The 21,596-nt window shown below is 27.0% G+C and carries 14 protein-coding genes and 1 riboswitch; of the genes, 5 read left to right on the top strand and 9 right to left on the bottom strand.

Annotated elements, in window-relative coordinates:
- Positions 1-213 precede the first annotated feature (213 nt).
- A complete protein-coding gene (gene cls, locus BN8917_RS10165) occupies positions 214-1,656 on the top strand; it encodes a cardiolipin synthase (protein WP_066874060.1) in 1,443 nt (480 codons plus the stop codon).
- 41 nt (positions 1,657-1,697) lie between these two features.
- Here the strand turns inward: cls and BN8917_RS10170 are convergent, their stop codons facing one another.
- From BN8917_RS10170 to BN8917_RS10190, 5 genes are all read right to left on the bottom strand, one after another.
- Entirely contained in the window at positions 1,698-2,258 is a 561-nt protein-coding gene (locus BN8917_RS10170; RefSeq protein WP_066874062.1) for a TVP38/TMEM64 family protein, read from the bottom strand.
- Positions 2,259-2,378: 120 nt separating this feature from the next.
- Positions 2,379-3,806: an amino acid permease gene (locus BN8917_RS10175; protein WP_066874063.1), complete on the bottom strand. Its 1,428-nt coding sequence runs from the start codon at positions 3,804-3,806 to the stop codon at positions 2,379-2,381.
- A gap of 119 nt (positions 3,807-3,925) precedes the next feature.
- Positions 3,926-4,103: riboswitch (Lysine riboswitch) on the bottom strand.
- A 141-nt stretch (positions 4,104-4,244) separates the two neighbouring features.
- A complete protein-coding gene (locus tag BN8917_RS10180; protein WP_066874065.1) occupies positions 4,245-5,141 on the bottom strand; it encodes a patatin-like phospholipase family protein in 897 nt (298 codons plus the stop codon).
- Between the two features lie 277 nt (positions 5,142-5,418).
- Positions 5,419-8,295 carry a DEAD/DEAH box helicase gene (locus BN8917_RS10185; RefSeq protein WP_066874067.1) on the bottom strand — a complete coding sequence of 959 codons (2,877 nt, stop codon included), beginning with the start codon at positions 8,293-8,295 and terminating at the stop codon, positions 5,419-5,421.
- Between the two features lie 244 nt (positions 8,296-8,539).
- The gene (locus BN8917_RS10190) at positions 8,540-9,439 is read right to left on the bottom strand and encodes a hypothetical protein (protein ID WP_066874069.1); all 900 of its coding nucleotides are present in this window, start codon (positions 9,437-9,439) and stop codon (positions 8,540-8,542) included.
- 268 nt (positions 9,440-9,707) lie between these two features.
- Here BN8917_RS10190 and BN8917_RS10195 point away from each other — a divergent pair, with 268 nt between their 5' ends.
- Together BN8917_RS10195 and BN8917_RS10200 are read left to right on the top strand one after the other, a co-directional pair.
- The gene (locus tag BN8917_RS10195) at positions 9,708-10,427 is read left to right on the top strand and encodes an SDR family oxidoreductase (protein ID WP_066874071.1); all 720 of its coding nucleotides are present in this window, start codon (positions 9,708-9,710) and stop codon (positions 10,425-10,427) included.
- Between the two features lie 88 nt (positions 10,428-10,515).
- A complete protein-coding gene (locus tag BN8917_RS10200; protein WP_066874073.1) occupies positions 10,516-11,859 on the top strand; it encodes an MATE family efflux transporter in 1,344 nt (447 codons plus the stop codon).
- A gap of 48 nt (positions 11,860-11,907) precedes the next feature.
- Here the strand turns inward: BN8917_RS10200 and gltX are convergent, their stop codons facing one another.
- From gltX to glpK, 3 genes are all read right to left on the bottom strand, one after another.
- Complete coding sequence (gene gltX / locus BN8917_RS10205; RefSeq protein WP_066874075.1) at positions 11,908-13,566, bottom strand: glutamate--tRNA ligase; 1,659 nt, start codon at positions 13,564-13,566, stop codon at positions 11,908-11,910.
- A gap of 264 nt (positions 13,567-13,830) precedes the next feature.
- On the bottom strand, positions 13,831-14,493 hold the full coding sequence (gene trmB / locus BN8917_RS10210) for a tRNA (guanosine(46)-N7)-methyltransferase TrmB (protein WP_066874077.1): 663 nt from the start codon (positions 14,491-14,493) through the stop codon (positions 13,831-13,833).
- A 61-nt stretch (positions 14,494-14,554) separates the two neighbouring features.
- Positions 14,555-16,096: a glycerol kinase GlpK gene (gene glpK, locus BN8917_RS10215; RefSeq protein WP_066874079.1), complete on the bottom strand. Its 1,542-nt coding sequence runs from the start codon at positions 16,094-16,096 to the stop codon at positions 14,555-14,557.
- 203 nt (positions 16,097-16,299) lie between these two features.
- Here glpK and BN8917_RS10220 point away from each other — a divergent pair, with 203 nt between their 5' ends.
- On the top strand, positions 16,300-17,376 hold the full coding sequence (locus BN8917_RS10220; RefSeq protein ID WP_066874081.1) for a pyridoxal phosphate-dependent aminotransferase: 1,077 nt from the start codon (positions 16,300-16,302) through the stop codon (positions 17,374-17,376).
- On the opposite strand, the gene BN8917_RS10225 is transcribed toward BN8917_RS10220, so the two are convergent.
- Positions 17,373-20,591, bottom strand: a complete 3,219-nt coding sequence (locus BN8917_RS10225; RefSeq protein ID WP_159426738.1) for a DEAD/DEAH box helicase — start codon at positions 20,589-20,591, stop codon at positions 17,373-17,375. The two genes, BN8917_RS10220 and BN8917_RS10225, sit on opposite strands and share 4 nt — an antisense overlap.
- A gap of 191 nt (positions 20,592-20,782) precedes the next feature.
- Here BN8917_RS10225 and BN8917_RS10230 point away from each other — a divergent pair, with 191 nt between their 5' ends.
- Positions 20,783-21,589 carry an amino acid ABC transporter substrate-binding protein gene (locus BN8917_RS10230; RefSeq protein WP_084748591.1) on the top strand — a complete coding sequence of 269 codons (807 nt, stop codon included), beginning with the start codon at positions 20,783-20,785 and terminating at the stop codon, positions 21,587-21,589.
- Positions 21,590-21,596 lie beyond the last annotated feature (7 nt).

The raw sequence follows: 21,596 nt of genomic DNA on the forward strand, positions 1-21,596 counted from the left end.
AAAATGTATAATAATACTTTTTAATATATTCTTAGTTTTAATTAAGATAATATTTTATACTTAAAGTAAATTTTAATAAACCCAAACAATAAAAGTTCACAAGTTCTCTCAATAATAATATAATAATAATATTATTCAATATATTACTATATTTTTAAACTTTATAAATTGATATAATGTATTATGAACTTATTGTTTTAAAGGGGGTATAGTATGGAAATACACCAATGGTTTGCAATGGGTAGCTTAGGAATTGTAGTTAATATTATACTTGTAATTTTTCTAATATTTTTTGAAAGAAAAAACCCTTCTACCACATGGGCCTGGCTATTTATTTTAATATTTATACCTATTATAGGTTTTATTCTTTATCTTTTATTTGGACTAAACTTAAATAGGCAGAAACTTTCTAATAAAAAATTAATAGATGATACATCTAAAAATAATTATTTTAAAAAGCTTAAAGAACAAAATCAATATGATATCAGCTCAATAAAAAATAAAGATGTTATATTAATGAATTATAATAATTCTAATTCTATATACAGTGAAGAAAATAATGTAGAAATCTATTTTGATGGAAATTCTTTATTTGATGATATTATAAAAGCCATAAATTCTGCTAAAGAATATATACATATAGAATTTTATATATTTAGAAGTGATTCTATAGGATCTAAAATCTTAGATGCTCTTTATGAAAAAGCTAAAGAAGGAGTTGAAATTAAACTTCTTGTTGATGCTATGGGAAATTCTATTAAAAGAAAATACGTAAAGAAACTAAAGATGGCCGGAGTAAAATTTTCTATATTTTTCCCTAGTGTTTTACACTTTTTAAATCTTAGATTAAATTATAGAAATCATAGAAAAATAATAGTTATTGATGGACAAACTTCTTTTTTAGGAGGTTTTAATGTTGGTGATGAATATCTAGGTAAAAGTACAATAGGAAATTGGCGTGATACTCATTTAAAAATTGAGGGGCCTGCCATAAATGATTTAGAAGAAAGATTTTTATTAGATTGGACTTACTCTGTTGGAGAAGAGTTAACTGATTCTCATAAAAAATATATGTTTAAATCTAAAAAATTAAATAATAATTTAAAAACTACACCACTTCAAATAGTTTCATCAGGACCTGACCATATTCAGCATCATATAAAAAATACTTATATGAAAATAATAAATAATGCCAAAGAGAGTATTTATATACAAAGTCCTTACTTTGTTCCAGATGATTCCATCTTAGATTCATTAAAACTTTCATCACTCTCTGGAGTAAACGTTAATTTAATGCTACCTGGTAACCCAGATCATTTCTTTATGCCTTGGGTATCAAATCAATATGTAGAAACTCTACTTGATTATGGCGTTAATATTTATTTATATAATAATGGTTTTATACATGCTAAAACTATAGTAGCTGATTCAAATATAGCTAGTGTAGGTACAGCTAATATGGATATTAGAAGCTTTTCATTAAATTTTGAGACTAATGCAGTTCTTTATGATGAAGATATAGCTCAAAATTTAGAAAAGCAATTTAAAACTGATTTAGAGCACTGTATTAAACTTGATAAACAAAAATTTAGAGAAAGAAGTATTATTACTAGATTCTTTGAAGCTATTTTTAGACTACTTTCTCCAATAATGTAAGTAATAAAAATAGACTACCTTATAAGGTAGTCTATTTTTTATTATTCACATGAAATTTTAGTTTTCTTTAAAGTAAGTAATATTAAAACCATTGCTACTACTGTAATAATAAGCCTTATATAATTACTATTTATATTTATAAGATCATAACTTAAAATAGCTTCTAAAGCTATAGATGGTATCTTTCCAAGTAATGTAGCTATAGCATAAGGACCGATACTTATCTCACTAACTGCTCCTGCAAGTGTAACAAAACCTGAAGGAATAAATGGAATTAACCTAGCTTCAAAAATTAAAAAAGCTGCCTTTTTACCTTTACTATGAATTATTGAATTTATAAGCTTATATCTTGATAATCCTTCCACCTTTTTCTTAAATCCAAATCTATATAAATAAAAACTTATAATTGCTCCTATGAATTCTCCAAGAAGCGATATTATAAAACCTTCTATTGGACCAAAAAATATTATATTTGCTCCAGTTACAAAAAATGATGGTAAAACTCCTAATAGTGCTATTATAATACTTATAATTATACTAATTGGAATTGCAAAATAACTATACGTATTTAAAAAATCTAAAAAATTATTTATATTAAGCAAATCATATTCCCCTAACTATTTAAACTATACATAATTATACCATCTAAATTAAAAATATCTATAAATAAACTAATAATAAAAAAAGATAATTTCTAAATTAATAGAAATTATCTTTTTTTATTACTTTTCCTCTACTGTTAAATCTACTTCATCTAAAGGTATAAGCTTTGTCTTATATTTAATCTTATATCCAAAATATATTATTAAGAATAATGGAATTCCTATATATGAAGCAATTAATTCTGGCCAATTTACACCGTTTGGTCCTATATTTGCATAACCTTGACCAAGAACTGATACTATACATAAAACAAATGCTATTATAGGTCCAATTGGATATAATTTAGCTTTATACTTTAATTGACTTAAATCTTTTCCTTGAGCTACAAAAGCTTTTCTAAATCTATAATGACACATTGCTATTCCAAGCCATGCTATAAATCCTGATAAACCTGATGCTGAAACAAGCCAATTATAAACTGTACCTTCCCCAAAACTTCCTGTTAAGAAACAGATTGATGCAACTATAGTTGTAGCAATAACTGCATAAACTGGAACACCTCTTCTATTAGTTTTAGCAAAGAATTTTGGTGCCATTCCTTCTTTTCCCATAGAGAAAAGCATTCTACTTGATGCATACATTCCTGAATTACCTGCTGATAAAACAGATGTTAAAATAACTGCATTCATAACGGCAGCTGCTCCTGCAAGTCCTACTCTTTCAAACACTAATGTAAATGCACTTGTATTAACACTAGTTTGTGTACTACTTACTAAAGCACCTATTACTAATATAGTTCCAAGATAGAATAAAACTATTCTCCAGAAAATTGTATTAACCGCTCTAGGTACATCTTTTGCTGGATTTTCACTTTCACCAGCTGCAAGTCCAACTAATTCTGTTCCTTGGAATGAGAAACCTGCTATTAAAAATACTCCAAATATAGCTTTACTTCCACCTATAAATGGTCCACCATTTTCAAAATATCTTGTAAATCCTTCAGCTTTTCCTCCAAGAATACCAGCAATCATTAATACTCCAACTGCTAAAAATATAATAACTGTTGTAACTTTAACTGCTGCAAACCAAAATTCTGATTCACCATATGCTTTTGCAGATAATAAATTTAAACCTACTATTATAACTAAAAATATTGAACTCCATATAATTCCTGGTACATGAGGGAACCAGAATTTCATAACTATTGCTCCCGCAACTAATTCTGTTGCTATTGTTATAGCCCAGTTATACCAATAATTCCATCCCATTGCAAATCCGAATGCTGGATCTATAAATTTAGTAGAGTAACTACTAAATGAACCTGTCTCTGGCATATATGTAGCCATTTCACCAAGCCCTGTACAAAGAAAATATACCATTATACCAACTATTGAATAAGCAACAAATGCTCCACCAACACCAGCTTGATGTATACTTCCTCCCATAGCTAAGAAAATACCAGTACCTATGGCACCTCCTAAAGCTATCATTGAAAGATGTCTAGCTTTTAAGCCCCTCTTCAATCCTTCATTATTATTCGTTTCCATCTTTTGTTCCTCCTCTTATGGTATTCCATAAGTTCATAACACAGTAAGCGAAATATCAATAATAAATCAAAAAGCCCTAAACAAAATGTTTAGGGCACAAAAATCTCAATTCAGATAATATTAATGATAGCACCCCACAATTATTATTGTGACAGTATTACATATATTTTATGCAATCCCAGACATATAAAATTTAAGCCTATTTTATACTCTTCGGCGAAATTTCCCTTTCTTACTAGCTCAACGTTGCTTTCACTCCCTAGTAGTACTCTTTAAATTCGCACCTCTACCTTAGTTATTCACTTTATGTATCTATTATGTTACATATACACATTTCAGTCAATCAAATTTAATATTTTTCATATTTTCTCAATAAAATATTTTTATAATTAATAAAATCAAAAAAATAATCTTAAATTAATACAAATATATTACTAATTATTTTTCTCTAAATCCATCTAAGAAATTTACGATTTTATATATTATTGGATGTTTATCCTTAAATTCTATTCTATGAGTAAGCTTTGCCATCTCTAAAATTGGCTCTAAAAGCTCTTTAGTATCAGAATATCCTTGATTTATTCTCTTTCTTTTAGCTTCAGCATCAAGATTTAATGTTCCAGCAATCATTCCTTCATCTCCACCCTTAGGTGAGATTTCTATTATTCGAGCATTAGGATACAAACTTCTATCAACCTTAGCACTACTAGAAAGAAAAACTACTATAATGAAATCACAACCTTCTCCATAAACAGGTTGGATTGGAGTATTATCTGATAATCCACCGTCTAAATATTTTTTTCCCTCTACTTCTGAACTTTTATATATTACTGGAAGAGTTGCAGAGGCTAGTATTATATTTTTTGCATCCTCATCACTATAATCATTAAGTTTAAAATATCTTGGCTTAAACTCAGGCATTTCTGTACATGCTGCATAGCATATTCTACCTGAATCCTTCATTTTCTGAATATCTAAATATTTATCTGTTATATTAACTATTCCTTCTTTTGAAGCATTACCTATATCCCATCTATTTTTAACATGTTTCTTAGTAAAATTAATTGCTTTTGAACCAAGTGCTAAAATAAGACCTTTTCTAAGAAGCTCAAACTTTGAAAGTGGAACTAAACTATCCATTGTTACCTCATCCCAAAGCCCTTCTGCTTTTTTAAGATCATCTTGAGCAAATAAAACAGCATTAAAAGCTCCTATTGAAGTTCCAGATAAAACTTTTATATATTTATGTAAACCTAAATCACCTAAAGCATTCCAAACCCCTAATTCATATGCTCCCTTTCCACCTCCACCAGAAAGCACTAAACCAATTTTCATAAGACTATAATCACTCCTTCCCCCCATTAATAAAAGCTATAAATATTAATATTATTAATTTTTCTTGAACTTATATTAAATAATTATATACTATTAATTGCCATATGTGAACTATTCAAGCATTATACTATTTTAAATTAATAGCAGTATTATATATAAAGTTTAGACCTTATATTGAGTTCTAAAACATATAAAGAAATAAAAACTTTTAATAAATTATCTACTATTTCTATCAAAATAAAAAAACACTTCCTTTAAATTGGAAGTGTTTTTTTATTTACTTTAACTCATTATATATTTTCATAGGTACTTTATTTCTTAATTTAAGATGTACAGTTATAGGCTTTTCCCCTTCATAATAAACCGTATCTCCCATTCCCATATAAATATATGGTTCTACTACACCATCAATTTCTCTATACTTTCTTACAAACAAATGCATATTAATATTTTCCTTAACATTATTTATAAGCTTTTGACCTGCTTCAGAATCTATTGTTGTGGTATTTCTACTTTGCCATACAAAAATATCTCTCCCTATAAATTCATTTTCATGATTCATACTTTCTTTTATTAACTCATCCTTTTCCATTCCAACAAACATATACCAATCATTACCGTTAGTTTTAAGTCCACCCATTCCATAGCCACCAAATTTCTTTGTAGCATTAGACATTCTTACAACATCATCTCTTGTATATTGACTGTAAAGTTTAAGGAAAGGCATACCATAATTTTCTGTACCAAATTCTCTTTCATAACTTAATAAGCCATAATTTATACAATCATCTATATATAATTTAAATCTTTCATTTTTAACTACTTCTTTAATTTCTGGAGCGAGAATTATCTGCTCTCCAAGATTTTCTATAAAATTAAAATTACTTTCTTTTTTACTATGATAATCTCCTCTTAAACATTCTATTGTATAAGAAAAAGTTTCTTCATCTATAAAGTCTATATATTTTTCTATATCATTCTTAAGCTCATTTCTTGTTGCAGAACCATTTTGTATAAGATATCTAAGTATTATAAATTCAAAAGGTCTCTTTAATGGTAACTTTGCTGTTATATCTTTTAAAACTAATTTAAATTTCTCATCTTTTAATAATTTTAAATCTTCAAAATTACTTTCAACTTTTTCTAAGAAAGCAAGATAACTTTTACTAGGTACAGCTCCTATAAATTTAAGCGGATTTGGTGCTGCTTCAAAAAGGAAATAATCGGTTAATAAATTTACTACCTTTCCACCATTAATTTTTTTAAATTCATTGTACTCTTCCTTTAAATACTTCATTGCATTAAAGTTTTCTCTATCTATTTGTTCTAAGATTCTTTGCTTAGATATTTCATCCATTTGAATATTTGTACATCCAGGTATATTAGAAAAATCTGTTCTTATTGAAACTTTTAGACTTTCCTTATCATAATATTTAGCTCCGTTTAAAGCTATAGCAATTTGAAATGCCTTATTATAATTTCCTATAAAATCTAGGACTGTTAAAAATTCTTTTTCTTTATATTTTCTAAGTCCTCTTCCTAGCTGTTGTATAAAAATAATTGATGATTGAGTTGGTCTAAGCATTAATACTAAATTTATAGCAGGTATATCTATTCCTTCATTAAATAAATCTACTGTGAAAATCACTTCTAAATCATCATTATCATCTTCTAACTTTGCAATTTCACTTTGTCTTTTACTAATTGAATCACTACCTGTTAAAGCTACACTTTTTATACCTCTCTCATTAAATTCTCTAGCCATATACTCAGCATGTTCAACACTTGCACAGAATCCAACAGCTTTTCTTTTATCTCCATCAAATCCATAGAAATTCATTTTTTCTATTATAAACTCTACTCTTTCATTGATTTCAAGAAGTTTAGAAAGCTTTTCTATATCATTAATATTTATTCCTCTATAGTCAACTAAATCTATATCTGTTATTCCAAAATAGTGAAATGGAACTACTAGATTCTTTTCTAAGGCTTCATTTAATCTTACTTCTAGTGCAATATTATTATCAAAAATAGAAAAAATATCTGTTCCTTCTGTTCTTTCAGGAGTTGCTGTCATTCCAAGTAAAAATTTAGGCTTAAAATAATCTATAACTTTTCTATAAGTTTGTGATGCACTATGATGAGCTTCATCTATAACTATATAATCAAATTCATCCTCTTTAAAATCATTACAGTAAGCTGATATACTTTGTATAGTCGCAAAAATATAATCTTTATCTCTTTCCTTTATATTTCCTGTAAATAATCCAAAGCTTCTTTCAGGCATTATTTTTTTATAATCTGTAATAGCTTTTCTAAGAATATCTTCTCTATGTACAATAAATAGCATCTTTTTAGGTTTAAACTCTCTAACATCAAATGCAGACATATAAGTTTTTCCTGTCCCAGTAGCTGCTATAACAAGACTTTTTTTACCATCATGTTCTCTTAATCTATGTAAATTTTCTAAAGCCTTACTTTGCATATCATTAGGTCTTATTTTTTCATACTTTAATAAAATATTTTTATTTGTATCCTTTACAGATACCTTCTTAACTTCTTTTAAAAATACTTCATAATCATTTATAAACTGATTATCAACATTATAACATTGGTTGAAAAGCTTATAATAAGCATCCATTACATCATTAGAGAAATCATGCTCTTTCTTACTTACTATTCTTACATTCCATTCTTCATTACTCTTTAAAGCGCTCTGAGTTAAGTTAGAAGAACCTATATATATTTTATAATTATCTTCATACTCAAATATATAAGCTTTAGTATGGAATCCTCTTAGCTCCTCTTCTGTAATAAATATTCTTAAATCTATATTTTCAAATTGCTTTATCTTTTTTAATGCTGATGCCTGAGTGAAATTTAAATAAGTTGAAGTTATTATATTTCCCTTAACCCCTTTTTCCTGCATCTTTTTTAGCTCTTCTAAAATTAATTGTAATCCTGAAAAATTTATAAAGGCTACACTAAAATAAAAGCTTTTACAGCCCTTAAAAGCCTCTTTAAGCTCTGATAAAAAATTGCCTTCCTCATTATTAGTTATTAATTTATGTTCTATAAAATCTTCACTATATTCTTTAATTTCTTCTTTTATATTATCAAGTTCTGTTAAGTCTAATTGTGTTTGCACATACATAAAATAGTCCTTTCCATTTAGCTAACAAATAACTAAATTATCTAAAATTTATCATATGTTAATAGACATTATTAAAATTTTATACTATAAGTATCATACCATACTTTTATTATAACTCATTAATCCCTTTTTAAATTTAATATTAGTTTTTAAATCTTATTTACACTAAGCTATATAAAATATTTAAAAATAAAAAAGTGCTGACTATTGTCAACACTTTAAAAACTAACTAAGTTCAAAATTATTATTTTATTTTTACTATTAATTCTTCACTTATTTTGTAAAGACTATTTAGATAATCACAAATTTCTCTTATTGAATCATCACTATATTTCTTTACTTCTCTTAAAACTTCCATTCTAAATGTATGTACTTGTGAAGTTGTAAGTCCTATTTCTTTAAAGATCTTTTCATATTCATCAGTTCTCTTTTCTACTTGATTACAGAATCCAAGAACTTTTAATTGTTCTGAGCTATCCTTAATATCTTTTGCTTTTTTCTTAAGAATATTAGCTGCAAATCCCATCTTCATATAATTTAATAAATATTCTTTATATGCTAAAGTATTTAATTTATTACCTTCAAGTTCTGGTAATCCTTCATTCTTTTGAGCAAGCTTTAATTCTTCCATCATTCTATCTGCTGGAGATGTAGCTCTTCTTACTACTACTTCTTCAGCTGGTTCTTCTGGAACTCCTTCCTTAACTGGCTCTTCTTGAGTTTCTTCAACTTCCATTTCAATTGTGTCTTCTACGCTTGTCTCATCTTCATCATCATAACTATACTCAATATCACTACTATCTAAATCAATATTATAATCAATATCTTCTGATTCATCTTCCATATAGATATCTGAATCATCTTCAATTACTTGTTCTATAGCAATATCATCGTCCTCATCTAAATCTAAGTCTAAATCATTACTTTCCATATTTAACTCTTCTAAATTTTCTGAAATAGAATCCATTTTTCTAACAAATTCAACTAAATTACTAATTATCATACAATCTGGTTCATTAAATTGTATATCAACATCTAAGTCTTTATATGCTTCTTTAATTGAAGCATACATTGCTGCAAGAGTAGCATCTGCAGCTTCTAATCCCATTATTAACTTTGAACTTTTCTTTATTATTAAAAACATCTAAATTCAACCTTTCTAACTACATCTCAATATTCTCTATTATGTAATATAACTATATACACTTAATTTTAAGATATAATAGTAATTTATACAAGGTGCAAATCATTTTAAATATAAACTTATCATTAATATGTAATATTAAATTTGAACTTTAAATATAATATATTACCTTAATATGTATACCTTCCTAATATCCAAGAAATAGAATAAAGCTACCATATAAGGAAATACTAAAAATTAATATTATATTTAAAGGAGATGATCTATCTTGAAAAAATTAGCTATTGTAACTGGTGCTAGCTCTGGAATTGGAAAAGCTATTGCTATAAAACTTTCCAGTGAAGGTCACCCTCTTCTACTTATCTCTAGAAGAAAACATCTTTTAGAAGAACTTAACTTACCAAATACTCTATGTAAATCTGTAGACGTAACTAATTTTACTGAATTTAAAAAGGCAGTTACAGAAGCTGAAAGTATTTATGGAAAGACTGATTTACTTGTAAATAATGCAGGAATTATGTTACTTGGAAAAACATCTACTCAAAATATTTCTGAATGGAATAATATGATTGATATAAATATAAAAGGTGTTCTAAATGGAATAGAAACTGTAATAAAAACTATGAAAGAATCTGAATCTGGAACCATAATAAATATAAGCTCCTTAGCTGGTAGAAAAACTTTTGATAATCATGCTGTTTACTCAGGAACAAAATTTGCTGTTCATGCTATTTCTGAAAGTATTAGAGAAGAACTTTCAAAACATAATGTAAGAGTTACAGTCATAGCTCCTGGGGTTGTTGAAACTGGACTTTTAACTCATACAACTGATACAGAAATAAAAAATGATTATATCCAAATGAAAAAATCAATGGGTGGTGGCCTTGAAGCTCAAAATATAGCTGATATGGTTTCATATATATATAATCAGCCTCAAAATATCTGTTTAAGAGAAGTTGTAATAGCTCCAACAAAACAAAAAGAATAATTAATTTATCTATTGATATTTTTCTGTTGTTGATATTTCTTTATTATTAAAATATAATAAATATTTGAATTAACGAAGGAGAAAAATTATGAATAGAACTTATTTACTAGAGAAGGAGAATATGCTTAGTGCTCTCTTAAAACTAAGTATTCCATCTGCCATAGCTTTATTTGCAAATGTATTTTATAACATAGTAGATACTATTTTTATAGGAAGGTATATAGGAACTATTGGCCTTGAATCAGTTTCTATTTATCTTCCTATTCAAAAAATAATTATAGCTTTTACTATACTTATAGGCATGGGAACTGCCACATTAATTTCTAAATCTTTTGGAGAAAAAGACCATAAAAAAGCTAATTATCTATTTGGAAATTTACTATTTATAGTTCTTATAATAGCTGTATTTTCATCTGTATTAGTTTTTATCTTTGCAAGACCAATTCTATTCTTATTTGGAGCTGATACAGTTTCAATATCTTTAGCAGTAGAATATGCTAGGTCTATGTTCTTCTCACTTTTATTCTTATCAATAACATTTCCTTTAAATGCAACTGTAAGAGCTGAAGGAAATGCTAAATATTCTATGTACGCCTTACTTATAGGTATGAGTACAAATATACTTTTTTGTTACATATTTATAGCAGTTTTTAAAATGGGTATATCCGGAGCTGGTTATGCTACTTCCCTTGCAGAATTCTGTAGTTTCTTATATTTTGTTTATTACTTTAAATTTAAATCATCTTTAAAAATAAGTTTAAAATATCTGAAATTTAATAAAGAATATACTTTTAAAGCTGTACCTATAGGTTCATCTAGCTTTATTGGAAGAGGATCTGCAAGTATAGTAACAATATTAATGAATCACTTACTTTTAATTTATGGATCTAATTTTGATATATCTGCTTATAGTGTAGTTTCAAAAATTACAGGACTTATAAGAGTTCCACTATCTGGAATATCAAATGGAATGAAACCAATAGTTAGTTATAATTTAGGTGCTAAAAACTTTAATAGAATAAAAGAAGCATTAAAAATTTCATTAATCTTATCTTTTATAATGGCTTTATTAATGACTCTTGGTGGTATATTCTTCCCACATTATATATTTAGTATCTTTACTAATAATGAAACTTTAATTAATATAAGTAGTAATTTCTTAAAAATAATAATAATGGCCAGACCTTTTACTGGTATATACATTGTTATAATAGGATTCTATCAATCTCTTGGTCAAGCTAAAAAATCATTTAGATTATCTTTATTTAGAAGATTTTTAATATTTATACCTGTTGCAATATTATTACCATATTTATTTAACATAGGTATGCTTGGTATATTTCTTGCTTTTCCTATTTCTGATTTTGTTTCATTCTTAGTTGCAACAATAATGATATCAAGAGATTATAAAAGAATATTTAAAGATAACTAATATAAATAAAATGAGCTAACTCAAAAGAGATAGCTCATTTTTTATCTATTATAGCGCTAAGAAAGCTTCAAATCTTTCCTTAACTTTTTCTTCTCCAAGTATTTGCATTATTGTGTAAAGGTCTGGTGTATTAGTTCTGTGAGTTACAGCTGCTCTTACTGCTCCTGCAACATCTGAAACCATTCCCTTAAATGATTCTGGATTAGCTTTATATGCTTTTCTATCTGTTGCATATCCAAGTTCTACAGCAACTTCTTTTAATTGTTCAAACCATGCTGTAGCATCTTTACTAAAGTCATATACTTTTGAATAAACTTCTATAATGCTCTTAGCATCTTCAAGTTCCATTCCTTTTGGAAGTTCAACATTTTCTGCTGTTTCCTTATTAAATAATTCATCATATAAGTAGAAGATATTTGCTCTTACTTCACTCCAGTTACCATAGTCTTTTCTTGGCTTAGCACCTTCTCTATCTATGTTTATCATAGCTATAGTAATATCTTTATTTTCTGAAACTAATCTAAACATTTCTTCGTCATACTCTTTAGCCCAAGCTTGATATAAATCATAAACTTCTGTAGCCTTCATCTTAGAAATAACTTCTTTACTTACATCATGAAGTTTAACTAAATCAAATAATGCTCCGCTCTTACTCATCTTATTTAATTCAACTGTGAATTCATTGTATGAAAGTGTCTTATTAGCCTTTCTCCAATCTTCAAATGATGAGTTTATTATATTTAATAAATATTCTACAACTGATGCTGTTGGATAACCTTGTTCACTATAGTATGATACAGCACTTTCTGGGTCTTTTCTCTTTGAAAGCTTTCTTTTTGAACTTCCATCAAGCTTCATTATTGTAGGAACGTGAGCATATTTAGGAGCCTTAAATCCAAGGATTCTAAACATTTGAAGGTGAATTGGAAGTGATGATAACCATTCTTCTCCTCTTATAACATGAGTTGTTCCCATTAAATAGTCATCTATTGCATGAGCAAAGTGATATGTTGGAAGTCCATCTCCTTTGATGATAACAGTATCTTGAACATTTTCAGGGAATGAAACTTTTCCTTTTATCATATCCTTGAATTCAATTCTCTTTTCTTCATCTCCTGGAGATTTCATTCTTATAACATATTCTTCACCAGCTTCAATTTTCTTTATAGCTTCTTCTGGTGCTAAATCTCTATATTTTGCATAGATTCCATAACATCCTGGTGTTATTTTTTCTGCTATTTGTTTTTCTCTTAATTCAGCAAGTTCATCAGCTGTCATAAAGCAAGGATATGCAAGACCTTTTTTAATTAAGTCCTTAACAAATGTATTATATATTTCAGCTCTTTGACTTTGCTTATATGGAGCATAGATTCCTTTTTCACTATTTTCTCCTGTAACACCTTCATCAAAGTCCATTCCAAAGTTATGCATTGTCTTTATAGTATCATCTATAGCTCCTGCAACTTCTCTTTTTTGATCAGTATCTTCAATTCTTAAATAAAAAATACCTTCACTTTGGTGAGCAAGTCTTTCATTTATTAATGCAGCATAAACTCCCCCGATATGTTGGAATCCTGTTGGACTTGGTGCATATCTTAAAACTTTAGCACCTTCCTTTAATTCTCTTTTTGGGTACTTTTCAAAATAATATTCTGGTGTTTTATCAACATTTGGGAATATTAATTCTGCTAATTTTTCAAAACTCATTTATATCTTCCTTTCAACACTTTTATATCTATTAAAGAAATTTTTATTTCTTTAATTTAAAAGTTATTTTCAAATAAAAAAAAATCCTTCCATCCCAACATAGAATCAGGACGAAAGGTTGCCATTTACAATTTCATAATATTTCTTAAACTTATTAAGCAATAGCCCCTCGACGTTTCTAACTATTCTTATTTATCAACTAATATTATAAAGCTATAAACTTTTGTTGTAAATGATTTTTACAAATTTATTCTATAATATTTACTATACATACTTAGCTATAAGGAATTTTATATTAATTCCCTTTGCTGAAAACATATCTTCATGTTCTGTTGTTATATTTCCTTTAAAATCACTATTATGTAAATCATAAGTTATATAGTTTATTTCAAATCCTGATTCTTTAAAATATTCTAATGATTCTTCAAATAATTCATCATCATCAGTTTTAAATCTTATTTCTCCACCCTTAACTAAAAATTGTTTGTACTTTTCTAATTGTCTTGGATGTGTAAGTCTTCTCTTTTTATGTCTTTCCTTTGGCCAAGGATTACAGAAGTTTATATAAATTCTTTCTATCCTATCATCTTTAGATATAGCTTCATCAATTAATGCAATTTCTTGAGCCATTATTTTAACATTATCAACACTTTCAATATTATGTTCTTTAAATGATTCTTCTATATTTCTTTTAGCAATAACTAAAACTTCATCTTTTATATCTATTGCCATGTAATTTACATCTTGATTTTCTGCTGCAAGAACTGCCATAAATGTTCCTTTACCAGCTCCAAGCTCTAAATGTAAAGGCTTTTTATTATCCTTAAATGTATCTTTCCATTTACCTTTATTTTGGCTAGGATTTGCAACAAAGAAATTACTTGCTTCTAATTCTGGTCTAGCCCATGGTTTTCTTCTCATTCTCATGTTTAAACATCACTCCAGTATTATTATTCGTTCTTAATTATACAGATTTATAAATTTTCTATCAACTATTGTTTATATTTTTGAGTTCTTGCCTAAACTCTTCATCCTCTCTTGCCCAATCATAAGCTCTAGTTACAGCCTTAAGCCATCCCTTATATAAAAGATTTCTTTTTTCTTCTCTCATTATAGGATTAAACTTTTTATTTATTTTAAGAGAGTTATTTATTTCATTTTTATCTTTATAGAATCCAACTGCAAGTCCAGCTAAAAATGCTGCTCCAAGTGCTGTTGTTTCAACAACACTAGGTCTTATTATTGGGATATTTAAAATATCTGACTGGAATTGCATTAAGAAATTATTAGCTGAAGCTCCACCATCAACTTTAAGACTTATTAGCTCAATCCCTGAATCTTCTTGCATTGCTTCTAAAATATCTTTAGTTTGATAGGCTATTGATTCAAGAGTTGCTCTAACTATATGTTCTCTATTAGATCCTCTGGTTAAACCAACAACACAACCTCTAGCATACATATCCCAATGTGGTGCTCCAAGTCCTGTAAATGCTGGAACTACATAAACTCCATCAGTATCTTTAACACTCCATGCAAGATATTCTGACTCTTTAGAATCATAAATTATTTTAAGCTCATCTCTTAACCATTGAATTGCTGCTCCAGCTATAAATATACTTCCCTCTAAAGCATATTTAACTTTTCCATCTACTCCCCAAGCAATTGTTGTAAGTAATCCATTCTTTGATTTTACTGCTTTTTCTCCAGTGTTCATCAACATAAAACAGCCTGTCCCATAAGTATTTTTAGCTGTACCTTCTTCAAAACAATTTTGTCCAAATAAAGCAGCATGCTGATCTCCTGCACAACCTGCTATTGGTATTTCAGCTCCAGCAAGCATATGTTCATCTGTTGTTCCATATACTTCACTTGATGATTTTACCTCTGGAAGCATTTCTATTGGTATATCAAGAATTTCTAATAATTCTTTATCCCACTCTAAAGTATTTATATTAAAAATCATAGTTCTTGAAGCATTACTATAATCAGTTACATGAGCTTTACCTCTAGTTAAATTCCAAATAAGCCATGTATCAACTGTTCCAAATAATAATTCTCCTCTTTTTGCTTTTTCTCTAGCACCTTTTACATTATCAAGAATCCATTTAATTTTTGTCCCAGAAAAATATGCATCAACTATAAGTCCTGTTTTTTCTTTTATTATTTCTTCATATCCATCTTCTTTTAATTTTTCACAAATATCAGCTGTTCTTCTACACTGCCAAACAATAGCATTATATATAGGTCTACCAGTATTTTTATCCCAAACAATAGTTGTTTCTCTTTGATTTGTAATACCAATTGCAGCAATTTCTCCTGGCTCTATACCATTACTTTCTATTACTTCTCTTAAAACACCACTTTGACTTCCCCAGATTTTCATAGGATTATGTTCAACCCATCCAGCTCTTGGATATATTTGTTCAAATTCTTGCTGCGCAGATGCAACTACTTTACCACTTTTATCAAAAATTATAGCTCTAGAACTTGTCGTTCCTTGGTCTAAAGCCATTAAATATTTTTTCTCCATATAACTTAAATTCCTTTCATACAACCTATACATATATTTATTATAACTATTAATTTCTCTTATTGTCATTCAAAATTCTATTTTTATAAAAATTTAATACATAACATATATCTTTATTAATAAGATTCTTAAATATTTTTTGATTTATAGAACTATTAGAGTTACACTTATATAAGTTAATATTTTATCTAGGAGGTTAGCTCATGACTACTAAACATGGTGCAAATATTTTTGAACTTTGTGAATTATATGGATTTAAAAAAGAAGAGCTTATGGATTTCAGTTCTAATATAAATCCTTTTGGCTCATCAGAAAAAGCAAAAAATTATATAGTAAATAATATAGATATGGTATCTTTATATCCTGACCCTGAATATAAAAAATTAAAAGAAAGTATTAGCTCATATTGTCTTTGTAAAAAAGAGAATATCTTACTTGGAAGTGGTGCTACAGAACTTATATCATCATTTATTTCTTTTATAGAGCCTAAAAAAGCATTACTTCTCTCTCCATCTTATTCTGAATATGAAAAAGAATTAAATAAAATTTCTTGTGATATATCTAAATATTTTGCAAAAGAAGAATTAGATTTTAAAATAGATGTAGATGATTTAATTAAAGAAATAAATAAAGAAAAGTTTGAACTTATAATAATATGTAATCCAAACAACCCAACTGGATTTGCTTTTAATAAAGAAGAATTAAAAAAACTTCTTCAAAATACAAACACATTTGTAATGGTTGATGAAACTTATATAGAATTTACAGATATGAACTATTTCTCAAGTACTTCTCTTGTGGATGATTTTGAAAAATTATTTGTAATAAGAGGAACTTCTAAATTTTTCTCAACACCCGGTATAAGACTTGGCTATGGCTTAACTTCAAATGCAGATATACTAAATAATATAAGCAAGAAATTAGATCTTTGGAATATAAATATTTTTGCTACTTTAATGGGTGAAATAATGTTTTCTGATAATGAATACATAGAAGATACTTCAATAAAGATAAAAAAAGAAAGAGATTATCTTCTTAAAGAATTAAAATCTCTTTCTAAAATAAAAGTGTTTGATAGCTATGGTAACTTTATCTTATGTAAACTTAAAGATAAAGATTTAACTGCAAGAGAGCTTTATGAAAAATTAATAGCAAAAAAAATAATAATAAGGGATTGTGCTTCTTTTGAAGGACTTTCAGAATATTACTTTAGAGTTTGTGTCTTGAAACCTTCTGAAAATAAACTTCTAATAGAAAGCCTTAAATCTATTTTAAATTAATTATATTCAAATAGATTTATAAGCTCCTCTTCTGAAAGGTTTGATAGGATTCCTCCATTACTTAGGTTTCCTGTCATAACCTTATCTATAATATCCTTTTTACTTTCCTGTAATTTTAATATTTTCTCTTCTATTGTCCCCTTTGAAATAAGCTTTATAACTTCAACTGTATTCTTTTGTCCTATTCTATGAGCTCTATCAGTAGCTTGATTTTCTGCTGCAGGATTCCACCAAGGGTCAAAATGTATAACTATATCAGCTGCTGTAAGATTTAAGCCTGTTCCCCCAGCTTTTAAAGATATAAGAAATACCTTTTTATTTTCACTTTCATTAAATTCATTAACTAAATCTAATCTATCACTAGCTTTTACCGAACCATCTATATATGAATAATCTATATTTCTTTCTTTTAAATTTTTCTCCAATACTGCAAGTACCTTTGTAAATTGTGAGAATAATAAAATCTTATGTCCTTCACTTACATATTGCTCTATAAGCTCTAAAGCCATATCTAGCTTACTATTTTCTCCCTCATAATTATCTATAACTATTGATGGATCAAGGCATAATTGTCTAAGCTTCATAAGATATGAAAAAACTTCTATCTTAGTCTTATTTTCATCTTTACTACTCATCTCTTTCTTTAGTTCTTTAACATAACTTGCATATAATTTCTTTTGCTGTTTTGAAAGCTCTACAAAGAATTTTTTATCAATCTTATCTGGTAATTCCTTTATTACTTCCTTTTTCTCTCTTCTTAAAATAAAAGGCTCTATGGCTTTTTTAAGTTCATCATAATCACTATTAGTATTTATAAACTTATCAGTAAATTTAGCTCTACTATAAAGATAATTAGGCATTATAAAATCAAATATTGACCAGAGCTCTAAAAGATTATTTTCTATTGGAGTGCCTGTTAAAGCAAATTTCAATTTAGAGTTAATATTTTTAACTGCTAAAGTTGTTCTTGCTGATACATTTTTAATATTTTGAGCCTCATCAATAATCATAATATCTAAATTTATATTCTCATAACTCTCTATATCATTTCTTAAAGTCCCATAAGTAGTTAAAATAACATCATACTCATCTATATTACCTATTATCTTTTCTCTTTCCCTTTTAGTTCCATGTAAAATCACTACTTTTAAACTTGGAGCAAATTTTTCAAACTCGCTTTTCCAATTATATATAAGAGCTGTAGGAGTTACTACTAGAGATTTCTTACCTTGTTCAGATAAAATAAAACTTATTGTTTGAATAGTCTTACCAAGTCCCATCTCATCTGCTAATATACCTGCAAATCCGTAATGACTAAGTGTCTTAAACCACTTATATCCTTCTACCTGATACTCTCTTAAATTAGCCTTTAGATTTTTAGGAACTTCAAATTCCATATTCTTTATAGACTTAAACTTTTGTGAAATATCTTCTAAATAATTTTTTCCCTTTATAAAGTCTAGTTTCTTTTCACTTATATAATTATTTAAATAAAATACTTTATTCTTCTCTATTTTTATATTTTTATCATTAAGATTTTTTATAGAGTTTACATTATCTAAAAGAGAAATAAAATTATAAAGTTCTCTATTTGATAAATCTAAGAAACTATCGTCATCAAGCTTATAAAATTTCTTATTATCCTTAAAAGCCTCTAAAATTCCTAAAACTTGTTTACTCTCTATTCCACTAATATCAAAATTAAAATCTAAATAATCACTTTTTTCTTTTATCTCAGCTTTAATACTTGGTTTAGATACTATTTTATATTTCTTAAAGTTTTCAGAATAAAATACTTCACCATATTTCTTAAGCTTTTTAACTCCAGAATTTAAAAACTCAAATAACTCTTCATCATGTCCATTAAACTTATAAAAATCTTCGTTTTTTATAAATCCTAAATCATTTAAAGTATCATTTATTTCTTTTTCCTTATTAAAATCTCTTATTATATATTTATTAGTTTTAGTATTAATATCTGTTTCTCCATAAGATAGCTTACTTTCTAATAATATATTTTTTCTATCTCTATCAACAAAGAACTGAGCAAAAATATCTCCATCTTCAATCTTTTCTTTTATACTTTCATCTAAAATAAGATTGGAGCTTATACTCTTAAGTCTTGGAATAATTTCAGTAAATAACTCCATTCCTTTATCTTTTGGAAGTCTTATATCTCCTTCTCTTTCCACAATCCTATTAATCTTTGTAAAATACCTTGACTGCTCATAACTTGGTATATATATATTTCCGTCATATAAAAATACACTTGATTCTTCTGAGATAGTTAAAACTTCATCTGTTCTAATTATTATTTGTTCTTCTTCCTTAATCTTAAAATTTAATGGTAAATCTTCATATAGTATTTTAATCTCATCCATAATAGTTCCATTTATAATTATAGTTGCATTATCTATATCTAATAATCTTAAGATTGCTTTTATATTTTCAAGTGGTAACTTTATTGTTTTACCCTTTACTCCTATATTTTTTGAAGTTCTACTAGGATATAAAGCTTTAAATCTTTCAGTTAAAACAAACTGTTCTTCTATAAAACTTATAATATTTTCTGCTTTTTCTGAAAAATATTGATTTTTTATATTATATATAAATTGTTTTCCTAAAGGATAATCTTCTTCAGTCTTTCTTACTTTTATAAATTCATTTATATCTTTTAAGATATAAAGCTTGTCTTTTCCTATTTTAAAACTTAAATCAAAATAAGGACTCATATTATCAAGGTTAAATTCTAAAATAGTCTCTAGATTTACTTTTTCTCTTTTATGAGTTTCTTTATCCTTAAATATCTCTAAAAATAATTGATCTGCCTTTTTATCTTCCTTAAAATAATTTTTACTAGCTAATATATCAAAAAAGCGAAATACCGCTGCAACTAAATGCTTACATAGGTAATCTTTTTTATAGGAATATTTTTTATAATCTATACAAGAACATTGTGATTTTAAAAATTTCTTTGTATTTCTTTGAATTATAAAGTCAACATTATATCTTCCAAACCCCTGCTCTGAAAATATTTTAGTCTCAACCTCTATAAGTGTATTTTTCTTTTCTATATTTAACTCTACATTTTTATTTCTAATATGTACCTTCTTCCCTCTAGAAATATTCTTCTCTGGGGTATTATAAAATAAATTTTCACTAAGTACAGAAATAATTTCTATATTATTTAAATCTATCTCTTTATAAAAACTCAAAAATTTTATTCTCCTTTTTCGTATATTCGTCATATATTAATTATTATCACATATCTATTTATTATTACAGTTATTTTTTATAAACTAATTACTTTATTTTTATTTTAAGGGACTATTGACTCCTGATACTTTAACGTGTTAAAGTATTAAATAACTAAATTATAAAATTTTACCAATTAGGGGGTATTTTTATGAAAGCTTTATTTAAACCTTTATTAGTACTTGTTGCTGCTATAATTATCGGAGCTATTTTATTATTTTCTTCTAATATTTTTTCTAAAGATACTAAAGCTTCTAAAGAAACTCAAAAACAAGAAAAGACAATAACAGTTGGACTTGATGATACTTTCGTTCCTATGGGATTTAAAGATGAAAATGGAGAAATTGTTGGATTTGATGTTGATGTTGCTAAAAAAGCTTTTTCAAAAATGGGGTATAAAGTTAAATTTCAGCCAATAAACTGGGATATGAAAGAAAGTGAACTAAATAATAAAACTATAGATGCTATTTGGAATGGATATACTAAAACTCCTGCAAGAGAAGAAAAAGTAGCTTTTACAGATGCTTACTTTAAAAATACACAAGCTATTATTACTTTAAAAGATTCTGATATTAATACTATAGATGATTTAAAAGGAAGAATTGTTGCTACCCAAACTGCATCTAGTTCTCTTGAAGCTATGGAAAAAACAGCTGGCCTAATAGAAGGTCTAAAAAATGGACAGCCTATTTTATTTGACACTTTCAATGAAGCTTTTATGGATCTAGAAGCTGGAAGAGTTGATGCTTTAGTAGCTGATGAAATTTTAGCTAGATATTATATAGGACAAAAAAATCCTGAAGATTATAAAATTTTAAAAGATAATCTTGGTGATGAAGAATATTGCGTAGGCCTTCGAAAAGATGATACTAAACTTTTAGAAGAATTAAATTCAACATTAAATGAAATGAAATCTAATGGAGAATTTGATGAAATAAAAAATAAATGGTTTAAATAAAAAAATA

This window comes from Clostridium mediterraneense (genome assembly GCF_900091705.1).
Classification (GTDB): Bacteria; Bacillota; Clostridia; order Clostridiales; family Clostridiaceae; genus Sarcina; species Sarcina mediterraneense.

Excerpts from the sequence above, each read along its gene's own strand:
- glpK (WP_066874079.1), bottom strand. The coding sequence starts at position 16,096 with ATGGAGAAAAAATATTTAATGGCTTTAGACCAAGGAACGACAAGTTCT.
- BN8917_RS10175 (WP_066874063.1), bottom strand. The coding sequence starts at position 3,806 with ATGGAAACGAATAATAATGAAGGATTGAAGAGGGGCTTAAAAGCTAGA.
- trmB (WP_066874077.1), bottom strand. The coding sequence starts at position 14,493 with ATGAGAATGAGAAGAAAACCATGGGCTAGACCAGAATTAGAAGCAAGT.
- BN8917_RS10185 (WP_066874067.1), bottom strand. The coding sequence starts at position 8,295 with ATGTATGTGCAAACACAATTAGACTTAACAGAACTTGATAATATAAAA.
- BN8917_RS10200 (WP_066874073.1), top strand. The coding sequence starts at position 10,516 with ATGAATAGAACTTATTTACTAGAGAAGGAGAATATGCTTAGTGCTCTC.
- BN8917_RS10180 (WP_066874065.1), bottom strand. The coding sequence starts at position 5,141 with ATGAAAATTGGTTTAGTGCTTTCTGGTGGAGGTGGAAAGGGAGCATAT.
- BN8917_RS10190 (WP_066874069.1), bottom strand. The coding sequence starts at position 9,439 with ATGTTTTTAATAATAAAGAAAAGTTCAAAGTTAATAATGGGATTAGAA.
- BN8917_RS10220 (WP_066874081.1), top strand. The coding sequence starts at position 16,300 with ATGACTACTAAACATGGTGCAAATATTTTTGAACTTTGTGAATTATAT.
- BN8917_RS10230 (WP_084748591.1), top strand. The coding sequence starts at position 20,783 with ATGAAAGCTTTATTTAAACCTTTATTAGTACTTGTTGCTGCTATAATT.
- gltX (WP_066874075.1), bottom strand. The coding sequence starts at position 13,566 with ATGAGTTTTGAAAAATTAGCAGAATTAATATTCCCAAATGTTGATAAA.
- cls (WP_066874060.1), top strand. The coding sequence starts at position 214 with ATGGAAATACACCAATGGTTTGCAATGGGTAGCTTAGGAATTGTAGTT.